Below are 17,504 nucleotides of genomic sequence, written 5' to 3'. Positions count from 1 at the left end.
CGCTTCCAATGCAATGCCGAACCCCGCCAGCGCTACCTGGAATGCCGCGTGCCGATCAGTGCCGAACCGCAGGAACTGGCGGCCGCCCTGGCCGGTGTCTACCTGCCCGAGGACCTGACCCTTTACGAGCACCAGGGCGAATGGTCCCTCGGCGTGGGCAGTATCGCCCAGGTGCGCCTCAGCGGCAGCACCGTGCAGTTGAGCGTGGCCGGCCAGCGCTGGAGCTGGCCCGCCGACGACATCCCGCTGGCCCTGGAAAAAGCCGCCCAGGCCCTGCCCTTCGAACAGTGGCGCGCCTACGGCACCGCCACCTTTGAACTGGCGCGGCGCTTTTACCAACTGGCAGACCTGCCCAGCTCCCGCCCGCTTCTGCACCTGGACATCCCCACCCTGGAGATCCGCCTGCGCGAGGGCTGCGCGCTGATTCGCGCCCTGCAACCGGACGCCCTCGCCGCTGCGCAAAGCCGCGTGCAGGCCCTGGACGCCGAGTGCGCCCTGGAGCAACCATTGCCCCGCGCCGCCAAGGTAGACGTCGCCGGGCATGACGCCGCGCGGTATTGCAGCCAGGTCGAAAGCGCCGTGGCGCAGATCGTCCGTGGCGATTACCAGAAGATCATCCTGTCGCGCAAAGTGCCCCTCGACGGCCGCGTCGACCTGGTGGCCAGCTACCGCGCCGGGCGCCGCGCCAACACACCGGCGCGCTCGTTCATCCATCATCAGGGCGGGTTCTCCTGCGTAGGCTTCAGCCCGGAAACCGTGGTGGAAGTCAGTGCCGGCGGCGCCGTGAGCACCCAGCCCCTGGCCGGCACACGCGCGCTGGGCCGTGACGTGGAAGAGGAAGCGCGCCTGCGCCAATCGCTTTACCAGGATCCCAAGGAAATCGCCGAGCACGCGGTGTCGGTCAAGCTGGCGTTTGAAGAGCTGCAACCGATCTGCGAGCCACAAGGCCTGGGGGTCAGCGAGTTCATGGGCATCTCGCGGCGAGGCAGCGTGCAGCACCTGAGTTCGCGCCTCAAAGGCCGGCTCAAGCCCGACTGCAATGCCTGGCACGCTTTCGCCGCGCTGTTCCCCGCCGTGACCGCATCGGGCATTCCCAAGCGTGAAGCCATCGCCGCGATTGCCGAGCACGAGGGCCGCAGCCGCGACCTCTACAGCGGTTGCGTGCTGATCGCCGACAGCGACGGCAGCCTCGACGCCGCCCTGGTGTTGCGCAGTGTGTTCGAAGACCAGGGCCAGGCCTGGGTGCAGGCCGGCGCGGGGATTGTCTCGTTGTCGCTGCCTGAACGGGAGCTGGAAGAAACCCGCGAAAAACTCGCCAGCATCGCGCCCCATGTGCGCGTGCTGGCCGTTGAAACCCAGCGCGCCGCCGAGGTGCAGCCATGAGCGCGCTGACGGTCGAACACCTGCGCGAACAGATCGGCGCGCTGCTGCACGGTGGCCCGGCGCTGGACGATCAAGCCAACCTGATCGAGCTGGGCCTGGACTCCCTGCACCTGATGCGCCTGGTCAACCAATGGCGCCAGGCCGGCGCCCCCGTGACCTTCGCCGACCTGATCGAACAACCGACCCTCGCCCACTGGCTGCCCCGCCTCACGGCCACCCCGCGTAAAGCGGCCAACGCGGTTGTCGTCATCGACCCTGCTGCACCCTTCGCCCTCACCGACGTGCAGCACGCCTACTGGATTGGCCGAGGCGCCGAGCAGGTGCTGGGCGGCGTGGGTTGTCACGCCTACCTGGAGCTGGACGGCAACGCCCTCGACCCGCAGCAACTGGCCCTTGCCTGGCAAGGGTTGCAGCAATGGCACGGCATGCTGCGCGCGCGGTTTGATGACGAAGGCCGCCAGCAGATCCTCGACGATGGCATGTCCGCGTTGCAGGTTCACGACCTGCGCACCCTGGCACCGGCTGCCCGTGAACAGGCCTTGCAGGCGACGCGTGACAGCCTGTCTCATCGGCAATTGGCGGTCGAGCACGGCGAAGTCGCCGGGCTGCAATTGAGCCTGCTGCCCGAGGGCCGTACGCGCCTGCATTTCGACCTCGACCTGCTGGTGGCGGACGTGCACAGCCTGCACCTGATCCTGCGCGACCTGGCCGCGCTGTACCGGGGCGAACGCCTGCCCGAGACCGGGCGCGATTGGCATTTCGCGCGCTACCTGGCCCAACGCCCGGCCCCTAAAGCCAGCGCCGCGCAGTACTGGCAGGCGCGACTGGACCACCTGCCCGCCGGCCCCGCCCTGCCCCTGGCCTGCGAACCCCAGGCCATCGAGCAGGTGCGCTTTACCCGTCGCCAGCAACGCCTCACGCCAGCGGTGTGGCAACGCCTGCGGGAGGCCGCCGCCAAGCGCCAACTCACCCCGGCCATGCTGCTCGCCGGGGCCTTCGCCCAGGTGTTGGGTCGCTGGAGCGAGGTGCCGCACTTCCTGCTCAACCTGCCGCTGTTCGATCGCCAGGGCGACACGCCGGGGCTGGATCAAGTCGTCGCGGACTTCACCAACCTGCTGTTGCTCGAAGTCGACCTGCGCCAGCCCGGCAGCCTCGCCCAGCAGTTGACGCAGGTGCAGGCGCAGTTCCATCGCGACATGGCCCATGCCGACTATTCCGGGGTGCAGGTGCAACGCGACCTCGCCCAGCGTGGTGCGGGCCAGCGCAGTTTTTCGCCGGTGGTGTTTGCCTGCAACCTCGGCACACCGCTGTTGGGCCAAAGGGACGCGCAAACCCTCGGCGCCCTCACCCAGATGATTTCCCAGACGCCGCAGGTGTGGCTCGACCACCAGGTCTACGAAGAGGACGGCGCCCTGCTACTGGCGTGGGATGCCCAGGACGCGCTGTTTCCCGAGGGCCTGCTGGACGCCATGTTCAGCGCCTACCTGGACCTGCTCCATAACCTGCAACACGACACTGCTTGGGATGCGCCCGCCCTCGCACACCTGCCGGCGCACCAGCACCAGGTGCGCCAACAGATCAACGCCACCGCCACATCGATTACTCCACGCACGCTGCATCAAGCGCCGTTTGCCATCAGCGGTGAGCGCCTGGCCCTGATCGATAGCGACCAGCGCATCACCTACGCACAGCTGCAACAGGGCGCCCTGCGAATTGCCGCGGCGCTGCTGGAACAGGGTGTGCAGCCAGGTGAAGCGGTGGGCGTGTGCCTGCCCCGTGGCCATCGCGCAGTGCTGGCGTTGTATGGCGTACTCGCGGCGGGGGCGTGTTATGTGCCCATCAGCCCGAGCCAGCCCCAGGCCCGCCGTGAACGCATCTGCCAACGTGCCGCCATCGACACGCTGATCGACCCTATCTGGCTGGATCACGCCCTGGCCTTCGCGCCGCTGCCGGCACCTGTGGCGGTGAGCCCCGACAGCCCGGCTTATGTGATCTTCACCTCCGGTTCCACCGGCGAACCCAAGGGCGTGCAGATCAGCCATCGCGCTGCCTGCAACACCCTGGATGACCTGAATCAACGCTTCTGCATCAATGAGAACGACCGATTACTCGCCGTGTCAGCACTGGATTTCGACCTCTCGGTGTACGACCTGTTTGGCGTGCTGGCCGTGGGCGGCAGCGTGGTGCTGCTGGATGAAGCGCAACGCCGCGACGCCTCGGTATGGAACCACCTGATCCAGCAACACCAGGTCACCCTATGGAACTCGGTGCCGCTGTTGCTGGACATGCTGCTGACCGTGGCCGACACGCTGCCGCTGCGCATGGCGTGGCTGTCCGGCGACTGGATCGGCCTCGACCTGCCTGCACGCCTGCACGCTGCCAGCAATGGCGGTTGCCGCTTGATCGCCATGGGCGGCGCCACCGAAGCGGCGATCTGGTCCAACTACCAGCCGGTCGACCTGCCCTTGCCGGTGCACTGGCGCTCGATCCCTTACGGCACGCCGTTGGGCAACCAGCAGTATCGCGTGGTCGACAGCCTGGGCCGCGACTGCCCGGATTGGCTGGCGGGCGAGCTATGGATCGGCGGTGCGGGCGTCGCCGACGGTTACCGAGGTGCGCCGGACCTGAGCGCCGAGCGCTTCGTTGAACACCAGGGCGCACGCTGGTACCGCACCGGTGACCTGGGCCGCTATTGGCCCGATGGCCGCCTGGAATTTCTCGGCCGCCGTGACCACCAGGTGAAAGTGCGCGGCCACCGTATCGAGCTGGGTGAAATCGAAAACGCCCTGCTCGTGCAACCGCGCATCCGCCAGGCGGTGGCCCTGGCGGTGGGTACACCGTTGCACCTGCTGGCGGCAGTGGTCCCGACCGAAGGGGCGCTGTGCACCGAGGAACTGCGCCAGGCCCTCGGCACGCAACTACCCGACTACATGTTGCCCAGCCAATGGCTGTTGCTGGACACGCTGCCCCTGAGTGCCAACGGCAAACTCGACCGCCACGCACTGGTGACACTGGCCGAGCAGGCTCACCCGCAACATGCCACCGCCAACGAAGCGCCGTGCGGTGAACGCGAGCAACAGGTTGCCGCGATCTGGGCCGAGCTGCTGCCCGGTGCCCAGGTGTATCGCCAGAGTGATTTCTTCCGTTTGGGCGGCGACAGCCTGCTCGCCACCCAATGCAGCGCACGCCTGCGCCGCGCTGGCCTGGCCAATGCGCAGAGCCTGCGGCAGCTGTTTGCCACGCCGCGCCTGGCGGAGTTCGTGGCGCAGTTGCAAACCCCCGGTGTACAGGCCGAGCAACGCCTGGTGGCCAACCTCGGCCAACGCCATCAAACCTTCCCGCTCACCGAAGTGCAACAAGCTTATTGGCGCGGACAAAGCCAGGGCCTGCCGCTGTCGTGCGGCACCACCTACCTGATCGAACTGGACGGCGCAGCGCTGGACATTCCACGCTTCGAACAGGCCTGGGACCGCCTCATTCAGCGCCATGAAATGCTGCGTGCGCAGTTGGTGGGCGATGACCAGCAGGTGATCCTGCCCGAGGTGCCGCCGATGCAGGTGCATCGGCACCAGGCGCCTGACGCGGCCGCCGCCCGTCAGCGCCTGGCAGACTGCTGGGCCTCGCGCCCACGCCAACGCCATCAGTGGCCGATGTTCGAGGTGCATGCCGTCAGCTATGGCGAGCACGGCTGGCGCGTCGGGTTGTTCTTCGATTACCTGACCCTCGACGGCCTGAGCATCAAGCGCCTGCTGGCTGAACTGGCGCTGCTCTACACCCAGCCGCACACGCAACTGCCTGCGCTGGACCTGTCGTTTCGCGATTACGTGCTGCAGGTCCAACCCGACCCGGCGAGCCTTGCACTCGCCCAGGCCTATTGGCAGGCACGCCTGGACGACCTGCCCGGCCCGCCCGCGCTGCCGTTGCACACCGCGCCGCAGCAGTTGGGCGAGGTGCACTTCAGCCGCCGCGAATTCCGCCTGGCCGCGCCGCAGTGGCAAGCCTTGCGCCAACGGGCGCGGGAGTCTGGCATCACCGCCTCGGTGCTGTTGCTGAGTGTGTATGCCCAGACCCTGGCGCGCTGGAGCGACGGCCAGCCGCACACCCTCAACCTGACGCTGTTCGACCGCCAGGACCTGCACCCGCAGATTGGCCAGGTGCTCGGGGACTTCACGTCCTTGGCGCCGGTGAGTGTCTACCCGCACGCCCACGCCAGCTTCCTCAGCGAAGCCCAGGCGGTGCAGGCGCAAGTCGCCGATGTGCTGCAACACGCAGCGTGCTCATCCATCTGGGTGCAACGCGAACGCGCCCGCCGTGTCGGGCCGCAGGCCGCCGCGTTGCCGGTGGTGTTCACCAGCACGCTGGGGCTGGCCGATGACCTGCTGCAAGACCTGCCCGAAGGCTTCCCGGACATCGTCGCCGGCGGCCTGTCGGAAACCCCGCAGGTGTGGCTCGACCACCAGCTCTATGAACATCGCGGCGCCCTGGTGCTGTGCTGGGATGCGGTGGATGCGCTGTTTCCCGAGGGCCTGCTGGACGCCGCCTTTGCCAGCTACACCCAGGCTTTGCTCGGGCTGATCGACGCCGACTGGCAGGCGCCACTGGTCTTGCCTCTGCCAGGCAACCAAGCGCAAATACGCGCCCAGGCCAACGCCACTGCCGTCGAGATTGCCCCCCGGACCCTGCTCGACGCGCCCTTCGCCATCGCCTCCCGACGCCTGGCCCTGATCGACGGCGAGCGCCGCGTCAGCTACGGGCAATTGCGTGAAGGCGCCCTGCGGGTGGCCGCCTGGCTGCAGGCCCAGGGCGTGCAACCGGCAGATGCCATCGGCGTGCACTTGCCCCGGGGGGCTGACGCGGTGATCGCCCTGTTCGGCGTATTGGCCGCCGGCGCCTGCTACGTGCCGATGGGTATGCGCCAACCGCTGGAGCGCCGCCAACGCATCGAACAGCGCGCGGCCATTCGCCTGACCCTGGATGCCGAACAATTGGCCCTGGCCCTGCACAGCGAAGCACTGCCCGCGCCCGTCGCCGTCAGTGTCGACAGCCCGGCCTACGTGATCTTCACCTCCGGCTCCACCGGTGAACCCAAGGGGGTGCAGATCAGCCATCGCGCCGCCTGCAATACCCTCGACGACCTCAATCAGCGCTTCGTCATCGGTGCCGAAGACCGGTTGCTGGCCGTGTCCGCGCTGGACTTCGACCTGTCGGTGTACGACCTCTTCGGCGTGCTGGCGGTGGGCGGCAGCGTGGTGCTGCTGGATGAAGAGCAGCGCCGCGATGCCTCGGCCTGGCAGCGCCTGATCCAGCAACACCAGGTCACCCTGTGGAACTCGGTGCCGATGCTGCTGGACATGTTGCTGACCGTGGCCGACACCTTGCCGCTGCGCCAGGCCTGGTTGTCCGGTGACTGGATCGGCCTCGACCTGCCGGCGCGCCTGCACGCGGCCAGTCATGGTCGCTGCCAGTTGATCGCCATGGGCGGTGCCACCGAAGCGGCGATCTGGTCCAACTACCAGCCCGTTTGCCTGCCGTTGCCCCGCCACTGGCAATCGATCCCGTACGGCCGCCCGCTGGGCAACCAGTGCTATCGCGTGGTGGACAGCCAAGGGCGCGATTGCCCGGACTGGGTCACCGGCGAGCTGTGGATTGGCGGGCGCGGCGTGGCCATGGAGTATCGCGGCGCAGCCGAGCTGACGGCCGAGCGCTTTGTCGAGCATGACGGCCAGCGCTGGTACCGCACCGGCGACATGGGCCGCTACTGGCCGGACGGCAGCCTGGAGTTTCTCGGCCGCCGCGACCAACAGGTGAAAGTGCGCGGCCATCGCATTGAATTGGGGGAAATCGACAACGCCCTGCTCGCCTGCCCGCAGGTGCGCCAGGCGCTCACGGTAACCCTGGGCAACCCGCCAAGCCTGGCCGCCGCCGTGGTGGTCGACGGCGAAGTGTCGCTGGAAGTGCTGCGCCAACAGCTGCGCCAGCGCCTGCCGGACTACATGCTGCCCGCCAGCCTGCACCTGCTCAACGAGCTGCCCTTGAGCGCCAACGGCAAGGCCGACCGCAATGCGCTGCGTCAATGCCTGGCGGACATCGCAACTGAACACAGCGATGCCCCGCAAGGTGCGCAGGAACGGGAAATGGCGGAGATCTGGAGCGAGGTACTGCAACGCCCGATCCCCGGGCGCCACAGTGATTTTTTCCTGCTGGGGGGCGACAGCCTGAGCGCCACGCGCCTGGTGGAAACCCTCAAGCGCCGCCGCGTGTGCCTGGCCCCGCTGAGCCTGCGCGAACTCTTCGCTCATCCGAGCATCGCCGCCCTGTGCGACTACCTGGGCAGCCCTACCGAACAACACGCCGAGCATTTCGAGGAAGGCACCTTATGAATTCCCCATTGAACCTGTCGCATTTTCTCGCTGAATGCGAAGCCCTGGGTATCCGCCTGTGGGCCGAAGACGGCCAACTGCGGTTTCGCGCACCAGCCGGCGCCTTGGACGACGCCCTCAAACAACGCCTGCGCGAGCACAAGGCACTGCTGTTGCAGTGGTTCAGCCCGCAGCAGGCGGAGGTGGTCGCCGACCCGGCCAACCAGTTCCAACCCTTTGCCCTCACCGATGTGCAAGCCGCCTACCTGGTGGGTCGCAGCGATGCCTACGACTACGGCGGTGTCGGTTGCCACGGCTATGTGGAACTCGATGGCCCGGCCCTCGACCCCAAGCGCCTGGAGCGCGCCTGGCACCAACTGATCCTGCGTCACCCGATGCTGCGTGCAGTGATTGCCCAGGCCGGCCACCAGCAGGTACTGCCCGAGGTGGAGTTGCCGGCACTGCGCAGCCTGGATCTGCGCGCACTGCCTGCCGATGCCGAGCAACAGGCGTTGCTGGCCACCCGCGAAGACCTGGCCCACCGCGTGTACGCCGCCGACGCCTGGCCGCTGTACGAACTGCGCCTGAGCCAACGCAACAACGGCAGTCGCCTGCACTTGTCGATTGATTTGCTGGTGGCCGACTTTGTCAGCATCCAGTGCCTGCTGGGGGAGCTGGATCAGCTTTATCACGCCCCCGAGCAGCCACTGCCGGCACTGGAACTGACCTTTCGCGATGCCCTGCTGGCCGAGCGCGCGGCCCTCGACACCCCCGCCGCGCAAGCCCGCCACAGCCGTGACCGCGACTACTGGCTGGCACGCCTGGAGCAATTGCCGCCGGCCCCCGAATTGCCCACCCTGGAACCGGTAGAGGGCCAGGCGCCGCGTTTCAAACGCCATGCCACCGGCCTCTCCCCTGCGCAGTGGCAACGCTTCTGCGCCCACGCCGCGCAACAACGCCTCACGCCCTCGGCCGCCGTGCTCGCCGCCTTCGCGGAGACACTGGGGCGCTGGTCACGCCGACCGGCGTTCAGCCTGAGTGTCACCGTGCTCAAGCGCCCGCCGCTGCACCCCGACATCGACAAGGTGCTGGGCGACTTCACCGCGGTGAACGTGCTGGCGGTTCAGCCGCCCTCCGATAGTGATTTCCACCAACGCGCCAGCTCCTTGCAGGAACAGCTGTGGCGAGACCTGGAGCATGGCGCCTTCTCCGGCATCGAGGTGCTGCGTGAGCGCGCCCGGGTCCACGGCCGCAGCCTGATGCCGGTGGTGTTCACCAGCACCCTGGGCGTGGGCGAAGCGCGCCCGTTCATGCGCGGTGCCACCCTGGGCTATGGCATCACCCAGACGCCCCAGGTGTGGCTGGACTGCCAGGTCAGCGAAGGCCCGCAAGGCTTGCAAGTGAACTGGGACGTGCGCAGCGGCGTGTTCCCCGAGGGCTTGGTGGAGGCTGCGTTTGCCAGCTTCGAACAGTTACTGCGCGAGCTTGCCGAACACCCTGCCAGTTGGCAGGCCGCGAGCCCCTCGCAGTTGCCCGCGGCCATGGCCGAACGCCGTTTGCACAGCAATGCCACCGAGGTCGACTGGCCCCAAGGCTGCCTGCACGACGGGTTTGTCGACAGCCTGCAACGCACGCCGCAGGCCCCGGCACTGATCACCCATGAAGGCACGTTCAGCTACCGCGCCCTGGCCGAACGGGCCAACGCCGTGGCGCAAGCCTTGCACCGCGAAGGCTGCCAGGTGGGTGCCAAGGTCGCCATCGTGCTCGACAAAGGGGTGAACCAAGTGGCCGCCGTACTCGGCACGCTGTTGCGCGGCGCGGTGTATGTGCCTATCGACAGCGGCCAGCCAGAGGCACGCCGTGACGCGATTCTTGACGACGCGGGCATCCGCTACGTGCTCACCGACAGCACCCAGGTGGAACACCGCACCTGGCCAACGCCAACCACGTTGATCGCCGTCGAGCGCCTGGCGCCATTGCCCTTCGAGCAGTTGCCCCAGGTGAAAACCGACGCGGCCAGCCTCGCCTATGTGATCTACACCTCGGGCACCACCGGGCGGCCCAAGGGCGTGATGATGAGCCACCGCGCCACCTTCAACACCCTGCTCGATATCAACCAGCGGGTGGCGTTGAGCGCACAGGACCGCGTGCTCGGCCTGGCCAACCTCGGCTTCGATCTGTCGGTGTACGACCTGTTCGGCAGCTTCCTCGCGGGCGCCACGCTGGTGCTGCCCGACCCGGCCCAACGCAGCGACCCGGCGCACTGGGCCGGCCTGATCAACCTGCATCAGGTCAGCCTGTGGAACTCGGTGCCGGCGCAGCTGCAGATGCTCTGCAGCTACCTGGAGGCCGAACCCTATGCCGCACCCAAATGCCTGCGCGTGGCGCTGCTCTCTGGCGACTGGATCGCCGTCAGCCTGCCGGGTGCGATCAAGGCCCATTGCCCTGGGTTGCGCTTGATCAGCCTGGGCGGCGCCACCGAGGCGGCGATCTGGTCGATTGGCCATGAGATCGACAGCGTCCCCGCCAACGCCCGCAGCATTCCCTACGGAACCCCCTTGGCCAACCAGCAGTTCCATGTGCTGGACGAACAGTTCCAGGACCGCCCGGACGGCGTGGCCGGCGAGTTGTACATCGGCGGCGTGGGCCTGGCAGACGGTTACCTCAACGACCCCGAGCGCACCGACCAGCGTTTTATCCGCCACCCCCACAGTGGCGCGCGGCTGTACCGGACCGGCGATTTCGGCCGCTACCGTGCCGACGGGCAGATCGAGTTCCTCGGCCGCGAAGACACCCAGGTCAAGTTGCGCGGGCACCGCATCGAACTCAGCGAAATCGAAAGCCTGCTCAACGAACACCCGGACGTGGCCCACGGCGTGGTGCTGCTCAGCGGTGACAACCCGATGGAGCGCCGCCTGGCCGCGTTCGTCGAGGCGCGCCACCTGAACACCGACAGCAGCGCCGCGCCCCTGGCCGACTGCGCCCTGGCATGTGGCGCCCAAGCCACCGAACAGCTGGACCGCAGCCTGTTCGCCGAATGGGTGGCGATGGCCAACCGTATCGCCCTGCTCGACATCCTCAAGACCCTGCGCGACGCGGGTCTGTTCACCGATGCCAAGGCCCGCCACAGCCTGGCCCAGGTGCAGCAGCAATGCCGTGTTGCGCCGGCCCATCAACGCCTGATGCGCCGCTGGCTCAAGGCGCTGGTCAACGAAGGCTGGCTGTTGCACGACGCCGACGGCTACCGACTGGGCGAAGCACCGGGGGCCGACCAGCGCGCCGTGTGCTGGCAGGCCATGAATGCCCTGGAGCAACGTTTGAACTACGGCGCTGAATTGCTGCGTTATTTGCACGAATCCAGCGAGCGCCTGCCGCAGTTGCTCAGTGGCGAGGTCGACCCGCTGGCGCTGCTGTTCCCCCAGGGCAGCATGGACACCGCGCTGGCGGCCTATCACGAAAACCTGTTGATGCGCTGCATGAACCAGGTGATCTGCGCCAGCGCCCAGCACATTGCCCGTGAGCGCGCCGCCCTCGGCCTGCCGCTACGGGTGCTGGAAATCGGCGCCGGGGTGGGCGGCACCAGCCGCGACTTGATCCCGGCCCTGGATGGGTTTGCCGTGGATTACCTGTTCACCGACGTCTCGACGTTTTTTATCAACGAAGCACGTGAGCATTTTGCCGACCGACCGTGGGTGCGCTTCGGCCTGTTCGACATCAACAGCGATGCCCTGACCCAGGGGCTGAACGCGGGAAGCTGGGACCTGATCGTCTGCGCCAACGTGCTTCACAACGCCCGCCATGCGCCCACGGTGTTGAACAGCCTGCGCGAATTGGCAGCGCCCGGTGGGCACTTGCTGGTGATGGAGGCCACCCGCGAGATCCTTTCATTGCTGACCTCCATGGAATTCAAGGAAGGCCTGGACGGCTTCACCGACTTGCGCGCCGGCAGTGACCAGACCTTTATCAGCCGCGCCCAATGGCAGGCGTTGTTCAGCGACGCCGGCGCCGAACTGGTGGCCGCGTGGCCCCAGGCCCAGGACGTGCTCGATTGCGCCGGCCAGACCACATTTGTCACGCGCTTCCCGGCGCGGCGCGTGGCGCTGGGTGGCGAACAACTGCAGGACTACCTGCACCAGCGCCTGCCCGGCTACATGGTGCCAAGCCAGCTGCAAGTGCTCGAAAACCTGCCGTTGTCGGCCAATGGCAAGATCGATCGCGCGCGCCTGGCCCAGCGCCTGCATGCTCAAGGCAGCAGCGTGATGGACAGCGGTGAAGCGCCGCAAACCGATCTGGAACAACGTATCGCCAAGCTGTGGAGCCAAGCGTTGGGTTGCACCGAGTTGGCCCGGGACCAGGACTTTTTCGCAGCCGGTGGCGACTCGCTGCTGGTGGCGCAGATCGTCGCCAAGATGCGCGAGCAACTGCCGGAAACCTCAGGCTGGGAATGGGATCGCCTGCTGCGCGAAGTGCTGCGTGAACCCACGGTCAAAGCCATCGCCGCACGCTTGCAGGATGCGCCGGCGCAAGCGCCCACCGGCCACGCCACCGACGCATCGTGCTTGAGCGTACTGGCGCCGGCTCGCGACCCGGCGTGCAGCACCGTGCATGTGTTGCTGCACGACGGCAGCGGCACCCTCGCCCCTTACCGCAGCCTGCTCGCCGCCCTGCGCACGGCGCCACAACGCCAAGGTGCGATCCTGGGCCTGAGCCTGCTGGATGAAGCGGCTTACCTGAAGGTGGACGCCGAACAATTGATCGAACAGTTGGGCGCACGGTATGCCAGTGAATTGCTGGCCCACGGCAACCTGCGTTTCGAGTTGGTGGGCTATTGCATGGGCGGCCTGCTGGCCACTGAAGTCGCCCGTTGCCTGCTGGAAGCCGGCGCGCAGGTGGGCACCGTGAGCATCATCAGCAGCGACCGCTTCCGCTATGAAATCGCCGATGAACTGTTGCTGGAACGCGCCTTCGGCCGCTTGCTCGGGGCCGATATCCAGGCGGCCGGGCATGCGGTCGACGACGCCGGTTTACACAGTGCCCTGGCGCACTTGATCGAGCGCCATGGCCAGCAACTCCCGGCCGATTGCCTGCAACAGCTGGACGGTGAGTGGGCGCCCATCGCAGCCAGCTACCGCCAGCTCGCCGAGCAACCCAGCGATAGGCGCCTGCAAGCCCTTGCCGCGCAGGTACCCACCCAGGCCGAACCGATGCCGGCCGAGCAGGTGCAGGCGCTGTTCCGCGTGTTCCGCCACAGCCTCAATGCCGTGGCGCGGTATCAGCCGGCGCCGTTTACCGGTGACCTGCGCATCCTGCTCGACGACGAGACCCTGCATTTCCTGCCGGGCCTGCAAGGCGATATGCGCGGTTTCTGGAATGATTTGGCGCTGGGCGACATCAGCTTGCAGACCATCAGCGGCGACCATGTGTCGTGCATGCAGGCGCCCCATGTCAACCAACTGTTGCCCGTGCTGCTGGGCGCGCAGGTGTCCGCATGAGCCGGCGTTTGGTTGGACTGGTCGGCGCCGGAGGGGCCGTGGGCAGCGCAGCGCTGGCTCAGTTGCGGCGGCAGGCGGACGTGCACGTGCGTGCCGGCCAGCGCCGGGCTCACACCTGGCCTGACAATGTCGAGGGATGGGTGTTGGATGTGTTCGACCCACAGACACTGGCGGCGTTTTGCAGCGGCTGCCAGGTGGTCCTCAACTGCGCGGGGCCGTCGTGGCAGGTGGGTGATCGCGTGGCCCAGGCCGCCCAGGCGGCGGGTGCGGCGTATGTGGATGCCTTTGGCAATGCGGCGTTGCTGACGGCGTTACAGGGTGCCCGTCAGCCGTCGATCATCGGCGCCGGGGTGTTTCCGGGCCTTACTGCGTTGCTGCCGCGCTGGATGGCGAATCGGGGTTTCGACCGGGTCAGTAGCCTGCACATTCACGCCGGTGGCCGCGAGCATTGCAGCCAGGCCGGCGGTGCCGATGTGTTGCTCAGCGCCCTGGGCGGCTTTGGTACGCCGAACGCCCAATGGGTAGAAGGCCGTGTGCAAGCATCGCCAATCGAGCAGCAGGCTCAGCGCCTGGCGGGCTTTCCCGAAGCGGTGTTTTGCAGTGCCTACCTCACCGATGAACTGCAACGCCTGGCCCGCACCCTTGGTGTGCCCCGGGCGAGCTTTCATAACGTATTCGACCAGGCCGAGATCCCGGCGCTGATCGCTGCGTCATGCCAACGCCTGAGCCAGGACCCGAGCGCCCTGCCCGCTGCGGTGGCGCAACTGGTGCACGCCGCTGAACTGCAATTGCTCGGCCGTCGCCCGTACTACCGGCTGAGCGTGGAACTCAGCGGCTGGCGTGGTGGGCAAGCCGTGCGCCAACGTGCAGTGCTCAGCAGCCAGGACAGCTACGGGCTGAGCGCCAGTGTCGCGGTGTGTGCGGCGTTGCAACTGCTGCGCGATCCGTCCTGGCGTGGCGCGCACTGGGCCGGTGACTGCCTGATGCCCGACGACGTGATCACGGCCGTGCAAGCCGACGCCGCGTGCCAGGCCCTGAGCATCGTCAACCTGGCGGCGCAGACGACCACGGCCGAAGAGGAAGGCGTGTTATGAGCACGGTATTAAGGGTGATTGTATGCGGCACCACCTTCGGCAATGTCTACCTGCAAGGCCTTGCGCGATTGCCGGCGCACTACCACGTGGTGGGCATCCTGGGACGCGGCAGCGCAGCGTCCGAGGCGTGTGCCCGGCGCTGGCAGGTGCCGCTGTACCGCAATGTCGAGGAGCTGCCCGAGGTGGATCTGGCCTGCGTGGCCGTACGTTCGGCGGTGGTCGGCGGCCATGGCACCGAGCTGGCCAAGGCATTGCTGGCCCGAGGCATCAACGTGGTCCAGGAGCACCCGGTGCATCACGACGAAGTGGTCGACTGCCTGCGCCTGGCCCGGCAGCACGGCGTGCTGTACCGGCTCAATCCGTTCTACAGCGACCTGGCGCCCGTGCGGTGTTTTATCGACGCGGCGCGCCATGTGCTGAGCCTGCGTGAAGCCGAGTACATCGACGCCGCCTGCAGCGTGCACGTGCTGTTCCCGCTGGTGGAGATGCTCGGCCAGGCCCTCGGCGGCCTGCGTCCCTGGGCCTTCAACCTGCACGCCGAGGCCGTGGGGCCGTTCATGAGCATCAGCGGCGAACTGGCCGGAATCCCCCTGCATTTGCGGGTGCAGAACCAGATGCACCCGGGCGACCCGGACAACCACACCCAGTTGCTGCACCGTATTGTGCTGGGCACCCGTGGCGGCACGTTGAGCCTGACCGACACCCACGCCAGCGTGCTGTGGAGCCCCCGCGCCCACGTGCACCGCAATGCCCAGGGCGTGCTGGAAATGGACGGCGACGCCCCCGCCCTGGACCTGGCCGTGAGCAGCCTGATCGGTTATCCGCAGCCACCGACCTTACGCGAGGTGTTCAGCGACCTGTGGCCCGACAGCATCGCCCACGCCTTGCTGCGGGTACACGCCGCAATCGGCCAGCCCAACGACTCGGCCCTGGCACAGTTCCACCTCAGTTGCTGCAAGGCCTGGCAGCAACTGGGCACTGTGCTGGGCCCCGCCCAAGCCATCCACCCCGAGCCCCCGGTGCCCCTGGCCATGCAGGCTTGGGTTGCCCCAACGAGGAACCTGCCCCGTGCTCAATGAAATCCTGCACCTGCAACAGCATCAACAACGCTGGGTGCGCCGTTTCGAACCGCGCCCCCTGGCCCGCCAGCGCCTGTTCTGCCTGGCCCATGCCGGCGGCGGCGCCCGTTTTTTTGCCGATTGGGCGCGCCTGCTGCCGCCGAGTATTGAAGTGATCGCCGTGCAATTGCCCGGGCGCGAAGAGCGCATCAATGAGCCGTTGATCCCGCACATGCATGCGCTGGTGAATGCCCTGATGGCGGCCTTGCCAACATGGCTCGATCGCCCTTACGCGCTGTTCGGCCACAGCATGGGCGCGGCGGTGGCCCATGAGCTGTGCCTGGCCTTGCAACGCCAGGCGCTGAGGCTGCCGACCTGCTTGATGGTGTCAGGCCGCGAAGGCCCTGAACGTCATCACGGCGGCTGCCTGCACCTGGCGGACGATGCGCGGTTGCTGGCAGATATTGCCGCGTTGGGTGGCAGCCCCCAGGCCTTGCAAACCTCACCCGAACTGCGGGCCATGGCCTTGCCGATCTTGCGCAATGACTACCAGTTGATCGAGACGTACCAGCCCGCCCCCGAGCGCGCGCGCTTGAACGTGCCCATCGAGGTGCTGGTGGGGCGTGATGATCGGGAACTGAACCCCGGGGATGCCGAGGCCTGGGCGCAGGAAACCCGTGAAGGCCTGCAGGTGCACCGCTTTGAAGGCGGGCATTTTTACCTGGTGCCCCAGCGTGAGGCGGTGTTGCGCTGTGTCAGCCGGTGCCTGGGGGTGAGTCACTCCCAGGCCCTTGAAATGCCTTAGGCGTCGTCCAACCCCAGCCCACGGGTGCTACGCCGCACATGCCAGAGCATGCCGAGCGCAGCACCCAGGGCCAGCAAGCCGACGCCCAGGCCACTGGCGTAACCCCAGCTGGCCGCCACGCCGATGGCCACCGACGACACCAGGATATCGCCGAGGGTCTGCAAGCCCTGGAACACCGAACAGTCCGTGCCCGGCTGTTCGCCCAACTGCGCAAAGCGCATCGCCAAGGTGTAGGACGCCACGCTGGTGACACCAATGCCCAGCCCGCCCAGTACTGTCGCCACGCTCACATACCCCATGCCCGACAGACCCGGTTGCAGCACCAAACCCAGCCACAGCACTCCGGCCGAACCGACCATCGCCAGGCCCGTCAGCAAGGTGCTCCAGCGCGAGCAATGGCGCAGCAACAACCCGGCCACGCCACAGCCAACGATGATGGTGAGCAACTGCCCGACACCGGCCAGCACCCCCACATCACTCACCGACCAGCCATCATCGAGCAGGATCAATTTGGCCAGGCCGAAGAACGTCGAGCCGCCAAGAGTCACCAGCATCACCAGGGCCGTCAGGCGCCCGGAAAACCGACGTTTGAAGAAGCGCCGCAGGCTGGCTTTGTCTGCCGCCGGCAATGCAGCGGGCTCCCGCCAGAACAGCACCGGCAGGCTGCACAGCAGCACCACAGCCGCCAACAAGGTAAAGACCAGCGGCGCACTGAAGTGATCGAACAGCAGCATCGTGCCCGGCCCGCCGAGCAGCATGCCGACCATGAAACCCGCCACCTGGAAGGTGTTGACCCGCCCCAGGCTGGCGCTCGGCAAACGCTCGGCGGCCAGACCATCGACGGCGATGTCCTGGGTGGCACTGAACAGCGACAACAAGGCAATCAGGCCCAGCAACAGGCCCATGTTCGGCACATCAAAGGGCACCAGCGCCATGGCCGCCAGGGTCAGCACCGAGCCTGCCTGCAACGGCAGAATCCAGCTGCGACGCCGCCCCAGGCGCGGGCTCCAGCGGTTTTCCACGGCAGCGGCCCAGAACAGCTTGGCCACCCAAGGCAGGCTCGCCAACGGGGTCAGCGCCACCAGGTCGAGGGAGGCGCCCATGTTGCGCAACAGCGTAGGGTACGCCTGGAACGCCAGCCCCACCGGCAAGCCCTGGGCCAGGTACAGACCGGCCACCACCAGCACAATTCGCCAATCCCGCGTCACCGCTGCGCGCGGGCTGGCGGGGGAAGTCTCGACAACCGATTGCATGTGTTCACCCTGCCCCAAACGCTGAAAAAGCCCATCTAATGGGATCCGTCAAAAGGGCGC

The 17,504-nt window shown here is 67.4% G+C and carries 7 protein-coding genes; 6 read left to right on the top strand and 1 reads right to left on the bottom strand.

The window, feature by feature from the left end; all coding sequences use genetic code 11:
* Positions 1-48 precede the first annotated feature (48 nt).
* The 6 genes from AC07SU_RS09765 to AC07SU_RS09740 are packed head-to-tail and all read left to right on the top strand — an operon-like array spanning position 49 to position 16,191.
* On the top strand, positions 49-1,383 hold the full coding sequence (locus AC07SU_RS09765) for a salicylate synthase (RefSeq protein WP_494996955.1): 1,335 nt from the start codon (positions 49-51) through the stop codon (positions 1,381-1,383).
* Positions 1,380-7,763: an amino acid adenylation domain-containing protein gene (locus AC07SU_RS09760; RefSeq protein WP_494996924.1), complete on the top strand. Its 6,384-nt coding sequence runs from the start codon at positions 1,380-1,382 to the stop codon at positions 7,761-7,763. The genes AC07SU_RS09765 and AC07SU_RS09760 overlap by 4 nt, the downstream gene beginning before the upstream one ends.
* Positions 7,760-13,234 carry a non-ribosomal peptide synthetase gene (locus AC07SU_RS09755; protein WP_494996923.1) on the top strand — a complete coding sequence of 1,825 codons (5,475 nt, stop codon included), beginning with the start codon at positions 7,760-7,762 and terminating at the stop codon, positions 13,232-13,234. Before AC07SU_RS09760 ends, AC07SU_RS09755 begins: the two co-directional genes overlap by 4 nt.
* Positions 13,231-14,328 (top strand): NAD(P)H-binding protein, encoded by a 1,098-nt coding sequence (locus AC07SU_RS09750; protein WP_494996922.1) that lies wholly within the window; start codon positions 13,231-13,233, stop codon positions 14,326-14,328. The genes AC07SU_RS09755 and AC07SU_RS09750 overlap by 4 nt, the downstream gene beginning before the upstream one ends.
* Entirely contained in the window at positions 14,325-15,407 is a 1,083-nt protein-coding gene (locus tag AC07SU_RS09745; protein ID WP_494996921.1) for a Gfo/Idh/MocA family oxidoreductase, read from the top strand. The genes AC07SU_RS09750 and AC07SU_RS09745 overlap by 4 nt, the downstream gene beginning before the upstream one ends.
* Positions 15,397-16,191, top strand: a complete 795-nt coding sequence (locus AC07SU_RS09740) for a thioesterase II family protein (protein ID WP_494996920.1) — start codon at positions 15,397-15,399, stop codon at positions 16,189-16,191. Before AC07SU_RS09745 ends, AC07SU_RS09740 begins: the two co-directional genes overlap by 11 nt.
* Here the strand turns inward: AC07SU_RS09740 and AC07SU_RS09735 are convergent.
* Entirely contained in the window at positions 16,188-17,444 is a 1,257-nt protein-coding gene (locus AC07SU_RS09735; protein ID WP_494996919.1) for an MFS transporter, read from the bottom strand. The genes AC07SU_RS09740 and AC07SU_RS09735 overlap by 4 nt on opposite strands.
* Positions 17,445-17,504: the final 60 nt, after the last annotated feature.

This window comes from Pseudomonas sp. GW821-FHT05H12 (genome assembly GCF_059419385.1).
This window is presented reverse-complemented; position numbering and strand designations above follow the sequence as displayed.

What these genes read in the sequence shown, in the direction of transcription:
- AC07SU_RS09755 (WP_494996923.1), top strand. Translation starts at nt 7,760, where the DNA reads ATGAATTCCCCATTGAACCTGTCGCATTTTCTCGCTGAATGCGAAGCC.
- AC07SU_RS09750 (WP_494996922.1), top strand. Translation starts at nt 13,231, where the DNA reads ATGAGCCGGCGTTTGGTTGGACTGGTCGGCGCCGGAGGGGCCGTGGGC.
- AC07SU_RS09735 (WP_494996919.1), bottom strand. Translation starts at nt 17,444, where the DNA reads ATGCAATCGGTTGTCGAGACTTCCCCCGCCAGCCCGCGCGCAGCGGTG.
- AC07SU_RS09745 (WP_494996921.1), top strand. Translation starts at nt 14,325, where the DNA reads ATGAGCACGGTATTAAGGGTGATTGTATGCGGCACCACCTTCGGCAAT.
- AC07SU_RS09760 (WP_494996924.1), top strand. Translation starts at nt 1,380, where the DNA reads ATGAGCGCGCTGACGGTCGAACACCTGCGCGAACAGATCGGCGCGCTG.